The sequence below is a fragment of the Cryobacterium tepidiphilum genome (genome assembly GCF_003716325.1).
GTDB lineage: Bacteria > Actinomycetota > Actinomycetes > Actinomycetales > Microbacteriaceae > Cryobacterium > Cryobacterium tepidiphilum.
In genome coordinates, this window is sequence record NZ_RDSR01000029.1 from 21,261 (window position 1) to 36,291 (window position 15,031).

Sequence of the window (15,031 nt, forward strand, 5' to 3'; positions counted from 1 at the left end):
CCCCGGTCCCCTGACGCAAGCTGAAACGGGCCGTTTCTGTTAACAAGTTGTTAAATGTGCCAGCGGATGTTCTGCAGCCACGACGACCGGGCTAGGAGTGCAGGGCGACGTCGCGTCCGAGCCGCCGCTTTCGGGCGGCTGTGAGGACGGCACGCGCGCACGCGACATCGGCCGCGGCGAAGCCCACGGACTTGAAGATCCGCACGCCGACCCGAGACGGCGACCGGCGGCCCAGCAGGAGATCGCCGAGCTCGATCACGCTGCCCGGATCCAGCAGGCCGGATGCGATGGGGCCCGACACATCGCCGGCGCCGGTGGCGCCGCCCACGTAGGTGTCGACGACGACGGTGGACGCCCGGCCCACGGTCGCCGGCGCTATCTCCGCGCTGCGCGGGTCGTGGCTGCCCACGCTGCACACCAGCACATCGCCGTCCAGCCAGGAATCCTCGATCACGGGCACGGCGGAAGTGGTTGCGGCGACGACGACCTGTGCGCCGGCCACGGCGCCCTCACCGTCGTCGACGGCGACCACCCGCACTGCGCGATCCCGGTGCTCACGGGCGACCTCCGCGGCGAGGCCGCCCGCGAACCGCTGCCGGCGGTCCGCGCTTCGGGAGGTGACCCTGATCGTCTCGATCGCCGGGAGGGCGTGGAGGAGGGCGAGCGCCTGGGTCCTGGCCTGGATGCCGGTACCGATGACGGCGAGGGTGGTGGCGCCCTCCGGCGCGAGGCGCTCGGCGGCGAGACCGGTCATGGCTCCGGTGCGCATGTCGGTGATGACGCTGCCGTCCATCAGCACCTCCTGGCCGCTGCCCGGGTCGACGAGCAGGATCATGGCGGCGGTGGCGGGGACCGACCCGTGCGCCTCGGGGAACGCGAACCACACCTTCGTTCCAAACACGGATGCGTCGACGACGCCCGGCATCACGAGGAATTCGCCGTCGGTCTCGGCCGTTCGCAATGCCACGCGGGGTGGAACGGCCGTGCGGGCCTCGACGTGCGCCACGGCCGCCTCCCGCACGGACTCGAAGGCCTCGCGCATGCCGAAGACCTCGGAGACGTCGGAGGCGGTGAGGATCAGCATGCCGGGCCGCCGCTGGTCGCCCCGATGCTCACCACAGGGTCTGTCCGCCGTCGATCATGATCGAAGCGCCCGTGGTGAAGGATGCCTCTTCGGAGGCCAGGTAGACGACGGCGCCGACCAGCTCTTCCGTGCGGCCGAACCGTCCCGCGGGAATCCGCGCGATGCGGGAGCGGGCGACATCGGGGTCTTCGAGGTAGTGCCGGTTCAGGTCGGTGACGAAACTTCCCGGGGCGATGCTGTTGACGCGGACGCCGTGCTCGGCCAGCTCGAGCGCCATCGACCGGGTGAGCATGGCAACGCCCCCCTTCGCCGACGCGTAGGCCGTGTTGCCGGGGTTCGCCTGTACCTGCCGGGTGGAGGAGACGTTGATGATGCTCCCGCCCCCGTTCGCCGCCATGTGCCGGGCCGCTGCCTGACCCACGTAGAAGTATCCGCTGAGGTTCGTGTCGATCACGCGCGACCACTCCTCGTCCTGCAGCTCCAGGAACGGTGTGGTGTTCATCACTCCCGCGTTGTTCACCAGGATGTCGAGCCCGCCGAGGCGGGTGATCGCTCGCTCCACCAGCAACCGGGCCGCGGGGCCGGAGCTGACATCACCGGAGACCACGGCGACGGTGGCCCCCGAAGCGGCCAATTCGTCCCGGAGGCCGAACGCGGCGTCGTCACGTCGGGCGTGCAGGGCCACGGATGCGCCCTCGCGCGCCATGCCGTTCGCGAGCGCCGAGCCGATTCCGCCGGCCGCGCCGGTGATCAGGACCCTCTTGCCCTCGAGCCTCATCAGCGGCCGCCACCTGCGGCAGACAGGGGCTCCGCGAACAGGCGACCGAGGTCGTGCAGGGGAAGTTCGGCCGTGTCGAGACCGAGACGGGTGAGGCACCACCAGAGGATGCTCTGGTTGCTCGTGACGACGGGGATGCCGAGTTCGGCTTCCAGTTCCTGTACGGCGCCGAGCGCCGGGAAATTGGTGGCCGAGACGATCAGGCCGTCAGCATCCGGGTGCACGACGGCACGCGCCATCTCCCGCACCGTGCGGCTGTCCTGCCTGTTGGTGTGGAACCACTCGCGCGGGTCGCCGCCCTCAAGCCGGAAGTCGCGGTGCGTCGCGGACAGCACGTCGACCCCGTGCTCGCGCAGGGTGGACTCGAACAGCGCGCCGGAGCCGGGGGCGTACGGCGTGACGACGGATGCCCGGCGCATGCCGACCGCGGCGATCGCTTCGAGCATGGCGTTCGTGGCGGTGACGACCGGCACCCGGCAGTTGTCGGCGATGAGCGATGAGAGGTTCTCGCGCATCTCGGCGCCGGCGTTGAAGCTGGTCTCGGCGCAGGCGTAGACCGCCACGTCCACCCCCATCTCGTCGAGGACGCCGCCGAGGTCGATCGCCTGCTGGCGCATCTGCTCGTGGACGGTCGACGTCATGCGGAGTCCGTGGAAGCTGACCCCCGGGACGGCCAGGCTGCCCAGCTCGGGTTCCATCACGACGTTATCGGCGGGAAGAATCAACCCGACCCTGCCTCGCCAACCGAATTCAGCCTTCATCGCCTGTTCGCCTTTCGCTGTGTCTGGTACCTGGTGCATGTCATACTTTCATAAATCGGAATTCACTTCCATACTTTTCCACGAGCATGCGAACCGATTGCGCCCGTCGCTTTCGGAAGCGATATAACTGGAACATTTGCAACAGTCGGCGTCCGGGAACTGGACGGGCCCAGAGGAAGGCGGACCATTGAGCGCACTCGTACGGGCCCTCGATCTCCTCACCATGATCGGCGAGTCGCATGACGGGCTCTCCCTCACCGACATCAGCGAGAAGGCGGAGCTGCCACTGCCGACCGCCCACCGTCTGCTGAAGTCTCTGGAAGTCCAGGGCTTCATCCGTCGCGACAGCGTCTCGCTGCTCTACTACGCGGGCCGGCGCCTCCTGCGGCTCTCGGCCATGGTGCGGCGGGAGACGCTGGCACACAGCGCGGGCGTCGACCTGGCAGCGTTGAGCCAGCGCTTCAACGAGACCGCCATGCTGACCCAGCTGATCGACGGCCGCGCGGTGTGCGTCGCCCTCGTCGAGAGCCGTCGCCCGCTGCACCTGTCGGTGCAGGTCGGGCGGACTGTTCCGCTGCACGCGGCGGCCTCCGCGCGGGTGCTGTACAGCGACTTCCCTCGCGAGCAGGTCGAAGAGCTGCTGGAGGGGCACGACTTCGAGCGCCTGCGTCCGTCCACCCCGGGCAATGTCGGAGAGGTCATGCAGCATCTCGAAGCGATCCGCCACAACGGATACGACGTGTGCGACAACGAGTTCGACGTCGACATGTGGGCCACGGCGGCCCCCGTGCGGGATGCATCGGGCACGATCATCGCGGGTGTCACGCTGGTCACCCCCGGCGAGCGCAGCGGCCCGCCCGAGGCGCGGCAGGAATTCATCCGCGCCGTGACGGAGACCGCCGCCGACATCCAGGCCGCCATCGGGGGAACCCCGAAGGTGGACGCCTAAGCGACTTCGTCGAAGTCCCCCGCATCGAACACGGGGCCGTCGACGCAGACGAGCGGACCCTCCACGTCGTCGCGGGCGGCGATCGGTGCGGCACATCCGTGGCAGTACCCCACCCCGCATGCCATGTGCGCCTCGAGGGAGACCTGAACGGGCACGTTCCACTCCCGGCCGAGGGCGACGGCCAGGCGCGTGAGGCGACCCGATCCGCACACCATCACCACGCGGGGAGGCGTGCCGTCAAGCCGGGTGCGCAGGATGGTCTCGAGGGCTTCGATGGCGCTCGAGCCGTCCTCGTCGGTGACGATGACCGGCTCGGCCCCGAGCTCGTCACAGTCCGCTTCGCCGATCACGGTGTCCCGAGTGCGACCGCTGAGCGCGGCGAGCACGGGAACGCCCTGGGCCTGGGCATCCTCCGCGACACCCATGACCGCGCAGACGCCGATGCCTCGGCCGATCAGAAGTACGGGGCCGTCGCCGTCGGGAACCTCGAAGCCGCGGCCCAGGGGGCCGGTGAGCAGGAGGGCGTCCCCTTCGACGGCTCTCGCCAGGACGTCGGTGCCGCGGCCGACGATGTTGAAGATGACCTCGAGGTCGCCGGTGGCGACGCGTCGGCGGTGGATGGCCATTGGACGGGGCAGCAGCACACGCTCCCCCGGGGCAGAGGGAACCGTGATCATGACGAACTGGCCGGCGTCGGCGCGGGCCGCGATCGACGGAGAGTGGAGGACCAGGCGGTGATAGCGACCCCCGATCACCTCGTGCGCCACCACTTCGGCTTCGTCCCACGTCGGCTCCGGGCGCAGCCCGGTTTCCGGCGGCCTCACCCTGACCAGGCCCTCCAGCCCGGCGGTTCCCGTCGAACTCATTCCGTCACCTCCTGTTTCAGTCGGCGGGCGCGCCAGGCGCCCCGCGTCGGGTCATGCGTCAGCGAACTCGAGACCGGACTGGGCGTCCAGGCTCACCACCGCTACGACGTGGTGCCCGTTGCTCTCGAGGACCGTGCGGATGGCCTGGAGCGACGGGTACTGGTCGAGGGAGGTGGCCACAACGAGAACGTCGCAGTTCGGTTGCAACTCGGGTGAGATCGTGAGCAGGCCGAGGTCGACGTCGATGACGGCCCTCGGCACGCCGAGTTCACGAGCCACGATGTGGGCGAGGACGGTCTCGTCGGCACTCAACCAGCCGATGACGGCGCCGGCTCCGAGGTTCTTCACCTCGTGGGCGACCGCCTGCCCGATGTTCTCGATGGCGTCGGGGCGAGTCGACATGTCGATCCAGGTCGAGCCGTCGGCCTCCGTCACGGTGAGCTCGCTCACGGCCTGCGCGATCGAAGCGTGCTGGCTGCTCGTCATGGTCGGTTCCTTTCCATAGGGCCTTCTGTAGGGCTGGCGGCGAGGGCAGGCGCCCATCGCCGTGCCTGCGATCATCCCACCAACTGGGCGACTGTGGTGGCTCCCGCGGCCCGACACCGCTGGGTGAGTTCGCGCACGATATCCACCATCGCGTAGGGCCGCGAGAAGCTGGCCGTCCCCACCTGCACGGCCCGGGCTCCGACGGAGAAGTATTCAAGGGCGTCGTTCGCCGTCTCGATGCCGCCGCAGGCGATGACGGGAACCTGCACCGAGGTGCTCGTCAGCCACACGAGACGGAGGATGATGGGCCGCATGCTGGGGCCGGTGAGACCGCCGATCACGTTGCCGAGCGCGGGGCGCAGCGTCACGGAGTCGAGCGGCAATGCCGGGACCGAGTTGGAGACGCAGAGCGCGTCGGCTCCGGCCGATTCCGCAGCCCTGGCGCAGTCGACGATGGAGGACACCATCGGCGGAAGCTTCACGATCAGGGGCTTGTCGGTGACGGCCCGCACACTCTCGACCACCTGCGTGATGGCGTCGGGATCGGCACCGATGTCGACGCCGTTCCGGTCGAGATTGGGGCAGGACACGTTGATCTCGAAGGCAGCTCCCGCGGCGTCGAGCTCTGCCACGATCGGCGCGTACTCGTCGGGCCGATGCCCGCCAACGCTGATGATGACCGGAACGCCCAGCTCGGCATAGGCCGGGTGGAGGTCGCTCAGGTAGCCGCGCGGGCCCTTGCTCGGGATGCCGACGCTGTTGACCATCCCGGCCGGGATCTCCGTGAGGCGGTGGGCGGGGTTGCCGCCGCGCGAGCCCGCGAATACCGTCTTCGTCACGGTTGCGCCGATCTCATCCACCGGGATCAGGCGACCGAGTTCGGGCCCGAAGCAGCCGGAGGCCGGCATCACCGGGTTGGCGAGGGTCAGCGACCCGATCGTGACGGACAGGTCCACGTCACCGGATGCGGGCGGCCTCGCGTCGAAGAAGGCTCCCCGGCTGTCGTCGAGCGCGGGCGGGGACAAGCGCGTCGCCAGTGACATCGGGGCTCCTCCTTCCGGAAACGCCGGCTCCTGCGCCACGTTTCCTTCTCACCTCTTCCATAAAACGGAAGTGGTTTTCATTTGAGACTGCGACACTATCACCCGGACCGCGTTCCGCCTAGCACGGCCGCCTCCACGCACCAGTGGCCCCCGCAGAGCGACCTCCCAGCGCGACCTCCGCGCGACCTCCCCCGCGCGATCCGCGGGTTGAACGCCGCTGCGCGGGCTGAATTCAACCCGCGAAGCGGCGTTCAGCCCGCGTGCCGACGAAACGCCCCATCGCGGGGTATGGGCCAAACGTGCATGGGGGCGCACACCGCGACATCGGCTTAAACGAAAACGGCCCGCTTTCGCGAGCCGCTTCGAACTGTCTCAACCAGTGTGCGCCCGGAGGGATTCGAACCCCCAACCTTCTGATCCGTAGTCAGATGCTCTATCCGTTGAGCTACGGGCGCAATGTCACCCTGAGCAACCGCTCAATGACAACTCAGAAACTATATCAGCTAAACGAGGCCGGCCGATTCGAGCGCGACGGATGCCGACCCGGAGCCGCGCCGATTCCTTGTGAACCCACATGGCGATGCCTCATACTTACCGGATGCGTACTCGGATGCTGAGCGTGGTGGCGATTGCCCTCGCCAGCGTGAGCCTCCCGCTCCTCGGAGCGCAGGCGGCCAACGCGGCGAGCTCGCACACCAGCTTCGCCTTCAAGCCGGATCGCGGCGACGCACCCCAGACCAGCACGCACAGCACACCAAAGCCCGGTGCGACCCTCCTCGGCAACGACGTCTCCTGGCCCCAGTGCGGACGCACGCTGCCGAGCGGGCAGGCGTTCGCGATCGTGGGCGTCACCGGGGGCCTCGCGAACGACACGAACCCGTGCTTCGACAGCGAGCTCGCGTGGGCGGAGACCTCCACGGGAGCCACGGTGCAGCCCAAGGTGGCGCTGTACGTCAACACCGCCAACCCGGGCTTTGCCGGTTCCGGCGGAACCTGGTGGCCGACGTCCAATGTCTACCCGCTCAGCAGCGACGCCGCCGTCGACAACCCCTACGGAACGTGCGAGGGTGCTTACGACCCCGCGTGCGCCTACATGTACGGGTACGCCAAGGCATGGGATGACGTCTACCTGCGCGGCGTGGACCAGCCCTCGCACTACACCTGGTGGCTCGACGTCGAGACGGAGAACACCTGGTCCATGGATCGAACGGCCAACGCAGCCGACCTCGAGGGCATGACCGCCATGTTCCACAGCGTCGGCGCCCGCGTGGGGCTGTATTCCACCGCCTCCATGTGGAACCAGATCGTCGGCCCGCTGCCGGAGTCGAGCGTGCTGCGCGGCCTGCCGAGCTGGCTCCCGGGTGCAAGCTCGGAGAAGACGGCGAAGGCGATGTGCGCCGCCGCACCGCTCACCGCCGGCGGCACGGTCACGCTCACGCAGTTCATCTCGCGTAATCTGGACGTCAACGTCTCCTGCATCTGAGCCGGAACGCAAGAACGAAAGAACGGCGTGACGGAAATCAACCGGTCCCCTGCGACGCTCCTTGATGTCGCCCGCGAGGCAGGTGTATCGCTCGCCACGGCGTCTCGCGCCCTCAACGGCAGCGACCGGAAGGTCAACGACTCGTACCGGGAGCGCGTCCTGGCGGCCGCAGCGCGGCTGAACTACAGCCCCAACCTCTCCGCCCAGGCCGTGGCCAAGGGCAGCACCAACACGGTCGCCCTGCTCGTCAGTGACATCGCCGACCCCTACTTCTCGTCGATCGCCGCCGGCGTGATCCGCGCATCCGACGATGCAGGGCTCGTGGTCACCATCGCCGTCACCGGCCGCGACTCGGCCCGAGAGCTCGAGCTCGTGCGCGCACTGCGCGGCCAACGGCCCCGCATCATGATCCTCACCGGCTCCCGCTCGGCCGACCAGGACAACGAACAGGCCTTGGTCGACGAACTCACGGCGTTCGAGGCGAACGGCGGCCGGGTGGTCATGGTGAGCCAGGGCGAGCTCCCCTTCGACACGGTCGTGCTCGACAACTACGAGGGTGCGCGCCTGCTCGCCCACGCCCTCGTCGACCGCGGGTACCGGCGCTTCGCGGCCATTGCCGCAACGGATGCGCTGCTGACGGTCAAGCACCGCCTCGGCGGCTTCCGGCAAGGGCTCGCCGAACGCGACCTCGCGATCACGGACGAGCACGTGGTGCGCAGCGAGTTCACACGCGACGGCGGCTATGCCGGGGCGATGGAGCTGCTCGATCGCGGCATCGATGAGGTCGACTGCGTGTTCGCGCTGAACGACGTGATGGCGGTCGGCGCCCTCTCGGCCTTCCGCGCAGCGGGACGGGTTCCCGGTCGTGACATCGCCGTGGCCGGCTTCGACGACATTCCGACCGTTCAGGATGTCTCGCCAGCCCTCACCACGGTGCACGTTCCGATGGAAGACGTGGGCGAGCTGGCCCTGTCGGTGGCGGTATCGAAGCGCTCGGGCGACGCGACTACCACGCCGGTCGCCACGAGCGTCGTCGTGCGGGAGAGCACTCCGCAGCGGTAAGCGCGGCCGGGCGCCGTGCCCCCCAGCACGTCCTGCAAGCAGCACACCACACCGTCAGCCTCCCTGGGCGAAACGAGCTCCCTCAGAACCAGCTCGCGTCCCTGTGCGTGCTTCGCGGCTCGCTCACAGCTCCGCGGGTTGAACGCCGCTACGCGGGCTGAATTCAACGCGCGTAGCGGCGTTCAACCCGCATTACCGGGAGTGGGGGCGCGTCTTGCGGCGCGTCTTGCCGATTCGCCCGTCGTGCAATACGCTCGGGTAAACGCTTTCCCAACCTCGTCGCCGAGGCCAGTACGCAAAGGACACTCACGTGGCAGCACAGACCGTCGGAATCATCATGAACGGAGCCTCCGGGCGGATGGGCTACCGCCAGCACCTGCTTCGTTCGATCCTCGCGATCCGCGAGCAGGGCGGGGTGCTCCTCGCCGACGGCAGCCGGGTGCAGGTGGAGCCGATCCTCGTGGGGCGGAGCGAGGCGAAGCTCAAGGAGCTCGCCGACAAGCACGACATCGAGCACTACACGACCGACCTCGACGCCGCCCTCGCCGACAACCGCTGGCAGATCTACGCCGACTTCCTCGTGACCAAGGCGCGCGTGCCCGCCATCAAGAAGGCCATCGCGGCCGGCAAGGCGATCTACACCGAGAAGCCCACGGCCGAGAGCTATGAGGAGGCGCTCGAACTGGCGCGGCTGGCGAAGGAGGCCGGCATCAAGAACGGCGTCGTTCACGACAAGCTCTACCTTCCCGGTTTCCGCAAGCTCCGCCGCCTGATCGACTCCGGCTTCTTCGGTCAGATCCTCTCGGTGCGCGGCGAGTTCGGCTACTGGGTCTTCGAGGGCGACTGGCAGCCGGCCCAGCGCCCGAGCTGGAACTACCGCAGCGAAGACGGCGGCGGCATCATCGTCGACATGTTCCCGCACTGGAACTACGTGCTCGAGAACCTCTTCGGCCGCGTCGAGAGCGTCTACGCGCAGGCCACCACCCACATCCCCCTCCGCGTCGACGAGGCGGGCACCACCTACCGGGCGACGGCGGATGACGCGGCCTACGGCATCTTCGAACTCGAGGGCGGCATCGTCGCGCAGCTCAACTCCAGCTGGACCGTGCGCGTCAACCGCGACGAGCTCGTCGAATTCCAGGTCGACGGCACGCACGGGAGCGCCGTGGTCGGCCTGTTCGGCTGCAAGATCCAGCCGCGGAACGCCACACCCAAGCCCACCTGGAACCCCGACATTCCCGATGGCCACGACTACGCGGCCGACTGGATCGAGGTCCCCGAGAACGACGTGTTCGAGAACGGGTTCAAGACGCAGTGGGAGGAGTTCATCCGCCACGTCGTCGACGACGGACCCAACCGGTTCGACTTCCTCGCCGGCGCCCGCGGCGTGCTGCTCGCCGAGAAGGGGCTGGCAAGCTCCGAGAGCGGATGCCGCGTCGAGCTGCCCGTCGTCAGCATCGGCTAGCGAGGCACACGCATGACCACGCTCCCCCTCCTCTCCCCCGCCGGTGAGGTCACCCACGCCGAGCTGAACGCGGCGCCCGCGTTCGAGCGGCCGCGGCATCCGCTGACGGCCCGCACCGCCTACGCGGCCGCGCATGTCGTGCCGAAGCCGTGGGGCGACAACACCCCGGGGCAGCCGGCTGACATCGACTGGGACGCCACGCTCGCCTTCCGCCACCACATCTGGTCGTGGGGCCTCGGCGTCGCCGACGCCATGGACACCGCGCAGCGCAACATGGGCCTCGACGCCCGCGCTACCCGGGAGCTCATCACGCGCAGCGCCGCGGAGGCGCGCAGCGTGAACGGCCGCCTGGTCGTGGGCGTGAACACCGACCACGTGGCCGAGGAGCGCATCCCGCTCGACGCCGTCATCGACGCCTACAAGGAACAACTGCATTTCACCGAGGATGCTGGGGCGGGCGTGGTGCTGATGGCCAGCCGCCATCTCGCCCGGGCCGCCGAAACCGCCGACGACTACGTGCGCGTGTACCGGGAGGTGCTCAGCGCGGCCACGACGCCCGTCACGCTGCACTGGCTCGGCGAGGTCTTCGACCCCACGCTCGCCGGCTACTTCGGGTCCCGCGATTTCGATGAGTCCTCCGCGACCGTGTTGCGCATCATCGACGACAACCAGGCGGCGGTGCGCGGCATCAAGATGAGCCTGCTCGACGCCGACCACGAAATCTCGGTGCGCTCCCGGCTGCCCGCGACGGCCACCCTCTGCACCGGTGACGACTTCAACTATGTCCGCCTCATCGAGGGCGATGGCGTCGCGCACTCCGACGCCCTCCTGGGTGCGTTTGCGGCGGTGGCCCCCAACGCGTCGGCGGCGATCCAGTCGCTGGGGCGCGGCGACGCCGACGCGTACCGGCGCATCCTCGGGCCGACCGAGGCGCTCTCGCGCCAGATCTTCGCCGCGCCGACCTTCTACTACAAGACCGGCGTCGCCTTCCTGTCGTGGCTGAACGGCCACCAGGCGGCGTTCAGCATGATCGGCGGCCTGCACTCCGCCCGCAGCCTCCCGCACCTCTCCGACATCGTGCGCCTCGCCAACGCGGCCGGTGCGCTCGAGCGACCCGAGCTCGCGGTCGCCAGATGGCACCAGCTGCTGACCCTGAACGGAGTCGAACTATGAGCCACGCCCACCCTCGCCTGTCGCTCAACCAGGCGACCATCAAGTACGCCTCCTTCGATGAGGCGCTGGCGCTCACAGCGGATGCCGGCATCCGCTCCATTGGACTCTGGCGGGAGCCCGTGGCCGAGGTGGGCCTGGCCCAGGCGGCGACGCGGCTCACCGCCTCCGGGCTGCGTTTCTCGAGCCTCTGCCGGGCCGGCTTCTTCACCGCGCCGGAGGGCCCGGAGCGCCGTCGGGCCATCGACGACAACCGCCGCGCCATCGAGGAGACGGTCACACTCGCCGCCGCTGGCGCCGACGGGTCGGCGGCGGTGTTGGTGCTCGTCGCCGGCGCGCTTCCGGAGGGATCGAAGGACCTGGCGGGCGCCCGTTCTCGCGTGCAGGACGCCATCGCCGAACTGGTGCCGGACGCCATCGCGGCCGGGGTGACGCTGGGTGTCGAGCCGCTGCATCCGTTGTTCGCCGCCGACCGCGCCGTGGTCTCGACCCTCGGGCAGGCTCTCGACATCGCCGAGCAGTTCCCCGCCGAAGCGGTGGGCGCCATCGTCGACACGTACCACATCTGGTGGGACCCGCAGGTGCTGAACCAGATCGCACGCGCTGCTGCGGGGCGCCGGATCGCCAGTTACCAGGTCTGCGACTGGCTGACTCCCCTGCCAGCGGATGTGCTGCTCGGGCGGGGCCAGCCGGGCGAGGGCCACATCGATTTCGCGCCCATGACGCGCGCCGTGCTCGATGGCGGTTACACCGGCGATATCGAGGTGGAGATCTTCAACCAGGCGATTTGGGATGCTCCGGCCGCGGAGACCGTGCGGCGCACGATCGACGCATTTGCGGCGGCGGTTCCCGTCGATCCAGCGGTCGCTGCTCTCGCGGCTGCCGACGTCGAGGCTCCCGCGGTCGGGGTGCCTGCCCTCCAGGTGTAGACGCGGGGGCCCCGGTCAGGGCTCGTCCGACATCCTCTCGCCGCACATCTGCTCGACCGTGCCGAGCACGCCCGTGTGGTCGAGCGACCCGGCCCCGTCCGCCACCATGCGCTCGAACAGCGTTGTGGTCGCGGCGGCGACCGGCAGGCTGAGCTGGCGGGCGTCTGCCGTTTCCATCGTGAAACGCAGTTCCTTCAGCTGGTTGAGTGCGCTGCCGCCGCCGGCGAAGTCCCGGGTGCGGTAGCGTTCCCCCTTCTGCCGGAGGACCTCGGAGCCGGCCAGCCCGCCGGAGAGCAGTTCGAAGAGCGGCTCGAGCGGAAGCCCCCCGGCCTCCGCAAGGACGGTCGCCTCGGCAACTGCTGCGACGGTCGCAGCGACCACCACCTGGTTGCACAGTTTGGCGAGGGCGCCGCTGCCGCTCGGGCCGAGGTGCCGCACCGTTGCGCCGAGAGCCGCGAAGACCGGTCCAAGGCGCCGGACGGCGTCGGCGTCCCCGCCCACCATCACGCTCAGGGTGCCGGCCGCAGCTCCGATCGGGCCGCCGCTCACGGGGGCGTCGACAACGCGGATGCCGTCCGAAGCGAGATGTGCGGCGAGCTCAGCAACGCGCGGCGGTGAGACGGTGCCGTGGACGACGAGGATCGGGTCGTCGATTCCCGCCGACGCCCACCCGGAGCGAAGCTCGTCGAGCAGCGACTCCACCTGCGGCAGGTCGGGAAGAACGGTCAGCACGATCGGGCGGGCTGCGGCCGCCACGTCGGGCGCGACGGTGGCCGTGTCGGCGAGACGATCGGCGACGGCCGCGGTGCGGTTCCACACTGTGATCCGGCCGAAGGCAGTGATGAGATTGCGCGCCATCGGCATTCCCATCGGCCCCAGGCCAAGTACCGCGATGTCGTCTGCCGTGATGATCGATTCCACGTTGACACCGTAGCGACTTCGAGACGCGTCGGCGCGGCGGCAATTCCCGAGCAAGGGGTGGCGAATTCGTCCGCTCGGTGCTTTGCTCGGAGTCACTGAGCCCATCGGGGGGTGAAGAGTGGACGAAGCGTCGGAGCAGGCACCGCGCAAACTCGCGTGCGGCGCGCTGCACAAAGCCTTGCTTGGTGCGCTCGTCGGTGCCGGGTTCGTCACGCTCAGCCTGCTCTCCGGGCACTCCCCTGCAAGCGCCGCCGAAGACGATGCGCCGTCTCTTGTTTCCGCCGTCGTCACCGAGGTGTCAGATGCGCTGGGCTCCGCTGACCTGCCGACGGATGCCACGGGGCCGGTTCCATCGGAGGGCGCCGCTCCCGTGCCGTCGCACACTGCTCCGTCGTCCCGGGCGGTCGAGAGCGCCGTGGACGACGTCGCGGATGTCGTAGTGCCCGCGCTTCGCGCGGTACCGGCTCTTCCCGCCCCCGCCGAAACCCCGGCGGCCCCGGCGGCCCCGGCGGCCGACGATGTCCTCACGGATGTCGCGGATGAGGCAACCGTCGTCACCACACCCGCAATGAGCGTCCTCGGTGCGGCGCTGGATTCCGCCCAGAGCATTGAAAAAGCCGCTGCGGAGCCCGCGGGCATTCTCCTCGGCCAGGCAGCCCAACCGGTGTCGGACCTGCTGGAATCGTCCGATGTGCTGGCGCCGCTCCACCCCGGCACTGTCGATGATCTACCCGGCGCGGCCGTCGACCTGCTCGAGCAGGTCGTCTTCGGCCCCTCCCCGCAGCCCGTTCCGCTGCCCATCGCCCTGCCCGGTGCTTACGTGCCGGATGTGCCGGATGTGTTCGCCACGGCCCCACGTGACCTCACTGCAGCACGCGGGACTCCGCTCTTCCGGTCCCTCCCTGGTGGCGCGGGGCGGGGTGCCGGCCCTCTCGAGAGCATCGGCTTCGCATCCGCTGTCCCTCTCCCCCTTGACCGCAGCCCGGGCCTCCCACTCGGCGGTCCGCCGGCAGTCCTGGTTGGTGCGGGGTCCAGCGCCTCGTCCGGAGCCGGTGCGGGTTCCGGGTCTCCCGCCCTTCTTCCCGCTGGCATCCTTCCCCGCCCGGGGTGGGGGCTGGCGTTGTCCACACTCGCCGACACCAGCTGGTGCGGCGGCATAGCCTTCGAGCCCGGCTCCACTCCTGACTGACCGGTCTGCCCTGCCGCTTTCGGCAGCACGCAGACCCGCCCTCATGGGCATTCAGTTTCAGTCAAGGAGAAATGTTCATCATGAATTCTTTTGTCAAAAGGGGGCTCTATTGCGCCCTGTTCGTCGGGGGCTTGTCGCTCCTCGGCGTAGGAGCGGCCAACGCCGCAGAGACGTCGGGTGAGAACGGCGTCGCCTCGGGCAGTCAGGTCGCTCCCGACCTCGCAGCCCCGGTCGTCGTCGACGGCAATGCCATCTCATTGCTCGGCGACTCCTCCAGTTCGGGTTCGACGACGGATGCCACACCGTCGGGCACCGACACTGGCGGCGCGACGACAAGCGGCAGCGACGGCATCGCATCGGGCACGCAGATCGCACCGGATGCCGCCGCCCCGGTCACGGTCGACGGCAACGCCATCAGCCTCCTCGGAGACACCTCGACGAGCGGCTCCTCGGCCAACGGCAGCAACAGCACCGCTGGCAACTCGGCTCCGGCCACGACCGACGGAACCGACGGCACCGCATCGGGCACGCAGGTCGCGCCCGACGCCGACAGCCCGGTAAGCGTCGAGGGCAACGCCATCAGCCTGCTCGGTGACACGTCGACGACTGGTTCCTCGGCCAACGGCACGAGCAACACCACCAGCGGTGACGCTCCGGCAACGACCGACGGCACCGACGGCACCGCATCGGGCACGCAGGTCGCGCCCGACGCCGACACCCCGGTAAGCGTCGAGGGCAACGCCATCAGCCTTCTGGGCGACACGTCGACGACACGTTCCTCGGACGCGGCGCCGGCCACGGCGGCCGACGACACGACAACCGTCGACGTTGACTCATCACTCACG

14 protein-coding genes, 1 tRNA gene and 1 pseudogene are annotated in these 15,031 nt (G+C 69.4%); 8 read left to right on the forward strand and 8 right to left on the reverse strand.

The features are described 5' to 3' along the window. Positions 1-91 precede the first annotated feature (91 nt). From EEJ31_RS13465 to EEJ31_RS13475, 3 genes are read right to left on the reverse strand one after another with little or no spacing between them, the layout of a single operon-like run. Complete coding sequence (locus EEJ31_RS13465) at positions 92-1,084, reverse strand: ornithine cyclodeaminase family protein (RefSeq protein WP_123046799.1); 993 nt, start codon at positions 1,082-1,084, stop codon at positions 92-94. Between the two features lie 28 nt (positions 1,085-1,112). Beyond that, positions 1,113-1,862 carry an SDR family NAD(P)-dependent oxidoreductase gene (locus EEJ31_RS13470; protein ID WP_123046800.1) on the reverse strand — a complete coding sequence of 250 codons (750 nt, stop codon included), beginning with the start codon at positions 1,860-1,862 and terminating at the stop codon, positions 1,113-1,115. Next, complete coding sequence (locus EEJ31_RS13475) at positions 1,862-2,623, reverse strand: maleate cis-trans isomerase family protein (protein WP_158603966.1); 762 nt, start codon at positions 2,621-2,623, stop codon at positions 1,862-1,864. Before EEJ31_RS13475 ends, EEJ31_RS13470 begins: the two co-directional genes overlap by 1 nt. Positions 2,624-2,810: 187 nt before the next feature. Here EEJ31_RS13475 and EEJ31_RS13480 point away from each other — a divergent pair, with 187 nt between their 5' ends. Continuing rightward, a complete protein-coding gene (locus EEJ31_RS13480; RefSeq protein ID WP_123046802.1) occupies positions 2,811-3,572 on the forward strand; it encodes an IclR family transcriptional regulator in 762 nt (253 codons plus the stop codon). Here the strand turns inward: EEJ31_RS13480 and EEJ31_RS13485 are convergent. The 4 genes from EEJ31_RS13485 to EEJ31_RS13500 form a co-directional block, all read right to left on the reverse strand. Continuing rightward, positions 3,569-4,438 carry an iron-sulfur cluster-binding protein gene (locus EEJ31_RS13485; RefSeq protein ID WP_123046803.1) on the reverse strand — a complete coding sequence of 290 codons (870 nt, stop codon included), beginning with the start codon at positions 4,436-4,438 and terminating at the stop codon, positions 3,569-3,571. The two genes, EEJ31_RS13480 and EEJ31_RS13485, sit on opposite strands and share 4 nt — an antisense overlap. Before the next feature lie 51 nt (positions 4,439-4,489). Then, complete coding sequence (locus EEJ31_RS13490; RefSeq protein ID WP_123046804.1) at positions 4,490-4,924, reverse strand: hypothetical protein; 435 nt, start codon at positions 4,922-4,924, stop codon at positions 4,490-4,492. Between the two features lie 71 nt (positions 4,925-4,995). After that, the gene (locus EEJ31_RS13495; RefSeq protein WP_123046805.1) at positions 4,996-5,967 is read right to left on the reverse strand and encodes a dihydroorotate dehydrogenase; all 972 of its coding nucleotides are present in this window, start codon (positions 5,965-5,967) and stop codon (positions 4,996-4,998) included. A 382-nt stretch (positions 5,968-6,349) separates the two neighbouring features. Next, positions 6,350-6,422, reverse strand: a tRNA-Arg gene (locus EEJ31_RS13500). A 143-nt stretch (positions 6,423-6,565) separates the two neighbouring features. On the opposite strand from EEJ31_RS13500, the gene EEJ31_RS13505 reads away from it, so the two are divergent. The 5 genes from EEJ31_RS13505 to EEJ31_RS13525 all read left to right on the forward strand — a co-directional run bounded on the left by EEJ31_RS13505 (position 6,566) and on the right by EEJ31_RS13525 (position 12,076). Further along, positions 6,566-7,450, forward strand: coding sequence for a glycoside hydrolase family 25 domain-containing protein (locus tag EEJ31_RS13505; protein WP_233563914.1), 885 nt, complete (start codon positions 6,566-6,568; stop codon positions 7,448-7,450). Positions 7,451-7,477: 27 nt separating this feature from the next. Then, the gene (locus tag EEJ31_RS13510) at positions 7,478-8,512 is read left to right on the forward strand and encodes a LacI family DNA-binding transcriptional regulator (RefSeq protein WP_123046807.1); all 1,035 of its coding nucleotides are present in this window, start codon (positions 7,478-7,480) and stop codon (positions 8,510-8,512) included. A gap of 337 nt (positions 8,513-8,849) precedes the next feature. Beyond that, on the forward strand, positions 8,850-9,977 hold the full coding sequence (locus EEJ31_RS13515; RefSeq protein WP_123046818.1) for a Gfo/Idh/MocA family protein: 1,128 nt from the start codon (positions 8,850-8,852) through the stop codon (positions 9,975-9,977). 12 nt (positions 9,978-9,989) lie between these two features. Further along, the gene (locus tag EEJ31_RS13520; protein WP_123046808.1) at positions 9,990-11,150 is read left to right on the forward strand and encodes a dihydrodipicolinate synthase family protein; all 1,161 of its coding nucleotides are present in this window, start codon (positions 9,990-9,992) and stop codon (positions 11,148-11,150) included. Further along, complete coding sequence (locus EEJ31_RS13525) at positions 11,147-12,076, forward strand: sugar phosphate isomerase/epimerase family protein (protein WP_123046809.1); 930 nt, start codon at positions 11,147-11,149, stop codon at positions 12,074-12,076. Before EEJ31_RS13520 ends, EEJ31_RS13525 begins: the two co-directional genes overlap by 4 nt. Before the next feature lie 15 nt (positions 12,077-12,091). Here the strand turns inward: EEJ31_RS13525 and EEJ31_RS13530 are convergent, their stop codons facing one another. Further along, positions 12,092-12,997 carry an NAD(P)-dependent oxidoreductase gene (locus tag EEJ31_RS13530; RefSeq protein ID WP_233563915.1) on the reverse strand — a complete coding sequence of 302 codons (906 nt, stop codon included), beginning with the start codon at positions 12,995-12,997 and terminating at the stop codon, positions 12,092-12,094. Positions 12,998-13,115: 118 nt separating this feature from the next. Here EEJ31_RS13530 and EEJ31_RS13535 point away from each other — a divergent pair, with 118 nt between their 5' ends. Beyond that, positions 13,116-14,186, forward strand: a complete 1,071-nt coding sequence (locus EEJ31_RS13535; RefSeq protein ID WP_123046811.1) for a hypothetical protein — start codon at positions 13,116-13,118, stop codon at positions 14,184-14,186. 80 nt (positions 14,187-14,266) lie between these two features. Next, positions 14,267-15,031: pseudogene (locus EEJ31_RS13540) on the forward strand (hypothetical protein); the annotation flags it as partial.